The 2042-nt window shown below is 66.3% G+C and carries 1 protein-coding gene and 4 tRNA genes; 1 reads left to right on the top strand and 4 read right to left on the bottom strand.

Annotated elements, in window-relative coordinates; all coding sequences use genetic code 11:
- Positions 1–88: 88 nt before the first annotated feature.
- From MJ785_RS09970 to MJ785_RS09955, 4 genes are all read right to left on the bottom strand, one after another.
- Positions 89–160, bottom strand: a tRNA-Val gene (locus tag MJ785_RS09970).
- 23 nt (positions 161–183) lie between these two features.
- A tRNA-Cys gene (locus MJ785_RS09965) sits at positions 184–255 on the bottom strand.
- Between the two features lie 46 nt (positions 256–301).
- Positions 302–374 (bottom strand) — tRNA-Gly (locus tag MJ785_RS09960).
- A gap of 516 nt (positions 375–890) precedes the next feature.
- On the bottom strand, positions 891–1322 hold the full coding sequence (locus MJ785_RS09955; protein WP_239311355.1) for an SsgA family sporulation/cell division regulator: 432 nt from the start codon (positions 1320–1322) through the stop codon (positions 891–893).
- 506 nt (positions 1323–1828) lie between these two features.
- Between MJ785_RS09955 and MJ785_RS09950 the strand changes: the two genes are divergently transcribed.
- Positions 1829–1900: transfer RNA gene (locus MJ785_RS09950), tRNA-Val, on the top strand.
- Positions 1901–2042 lie beyond the last annotated feature (142 nt).

Below are 2042 nucleotides of genomic sequence, written 5' to 3'. Positions count from 1 at the left end.
CCCCGCTCGACATCGTGGTGCGCGTCATGAGGATGGCCACCCAGCCCAGGATGGCCATTTCCGTTACGCCGCAGCGTACTTGGAGGGGTGGGCGATACTGGGATTGAACCAGTGACCTCTACCGTGTCAAGGTAGCGCTCTCCCACTGAGCTAATCGCCCCAGTTTGTTCGAGATTGTTGCGGAGGCGGAGGCGGGAATCGAACCCGCGTACAGGGCTTTGCAGGCCCTTGCCTAAGCCACTCGGCCACTCCGCCGGGAGGAGGCCGGAACCAGCTTGACCTCTGACCTCTCACAGTCTCGAGCGGACGACGGGATTCGAACCCGCGACCCTCACCTTGGCAAGGTGATGCTCTACCAGCTGAGCCACGTCCGCGCGCCCCGCTGTTCGGCGGTGCAGCTAGCACTCTAGCGGACGATGAGCGAAGCGTCGAATGAACCGCCGTGCGATGTGTCGGCGATGTGCGGTTTCTGTGTCAGAGTCCAGCGCGCGCTCGCCGGTCGTGCCCGGTTGTGCTTGTGGCAGGTGGCTTGGCCACCCAGCCCGGCGGTGCTGGTAGGTCTGGTAGGTGATGCGTGGCACGGGGGCGGGGCCGGCTCGGGTAGCGGGGCCGGCGGGGGTGTCTCCAGCCTGCCGAAAGGGCCGCGGTGCGTGCGATCCGCGGGCGTGGCGACATCGGCCGCCCCACTGCGGCGAAGTCATGTTTTGCGACGCAATTCTCACGGTGTGTGACTTCGAACTGGCCGCCCGCAGCGGAAACGAGAGTCCTGACTGGGACGTCGCCGGGACAGCTGCCCGCCCCGGCGACGTCAGGGATCCAACAGGCTGAAGGCCGCGCGGACATGGCGCTGGTCGTGCTGCCGGTCGCTCTTGGTAGCCGCCCTGGCGATGTCAGGTCTGAGAGCCGCCCCAGATGAGCAGCGCAAGCTCCGCGTCCAGGTCGACGATGTCGCTTTCCCCGCCGAGCGGCACCACCGAGTAGGTGCGGCGCAGGAATGACAACACCTCCGAGCGCGGCATCTCGAACAACGCGTGGCCCGACGGGCTGGACAGGGAGAGACAGACGATCCGTCCGCCGGACTGGGCCGCTGGCCAGACCTGAACGTCTCCGTCGCCGGCCGGGCGCCGGACACCGTCGCTGAGCAGCTGCCGGGCGAACGTCCACTCGACAACCTCGTCCGCGCCCGTACGGAACCCGATGCTGACCGCGTACGGGTCCGCCGGTTCATAGCGCATCGTCGCCGCGACTGGGACGGGCGCTCCACCGGGAACGACGAGCCGAAGTGCGAGCTCTGCTGTGATGGAATCGTGGCGAATTGTCATCGGGCGGCCTCTCAGTGCTGCGGTGGTGCGGGCGAGCACCCGTGTAACGAGATAGTTCCCTCTTTGAGGCTCGTTGGAAACAAGGTTATGCGACTTGAACATCCGTTACGCCGGTTCGGGAGACTTGCCCGACATAGCGCGGGTGTGCAGGCCGAGACTGGCTGATGGAGGCCACGGTGTGCGGCGTCCGTGGCCGCGTGCGTCGGTTCGCGCCATGTGGCACACCCCCCGTAGGTCGATTACCCTTCGTGTTTGATCGCTGCTGTTGCAGTGTGCGTCAGGGGAGGTCTACCCCTCTCCTCCTCGTCCCAATCGAGGTGAGTTGTGTCCGGATCGTGACCGACGAGACCCCATTCCGCAAGACCTAACGTCGTCGACATCGCGGGACGCTTCCGCGTGGACCGTCGGCCTCGCCACAGCCGGGCCCGGACCCGGGGCATCGCCCTCGATCCGGCCGCCCCCTCGCGGCATCCCCGCGGCGGCGTAGTAAGCTTCAGACGTCTTCCGGGCGTATAGCTCAGTGGTAGAGCGCTGCCTTCACACGGCAGAGGTCCGTGGTTCGAAACCACGTACGCCCACAGGTACTTTCGCCACTCGTCGGCCTTTGTCGATCATTGTGGGTCAGCGGGCACCCGGTGTCCGCCATATGCGTGATCGCGGTTGTTCCGCGCTCGGTGGCACTGCGGCGTGTTCTGGAAGCCGTCGTTCGATCAGGGAGCC

Source organism: Protofrankia sp. CiT1 (assembly GCF_917627335.1).
Taxonomy (GTDB): Bacteria; Actinomycetota; Actinomycetes; order Frankiales; family Frankiaceae; genus Protofrankia.
Note: the sequence above shows the minus strand (reverse complement) of the source record. Positions and strands in the feature narration are given on the sequence as shown.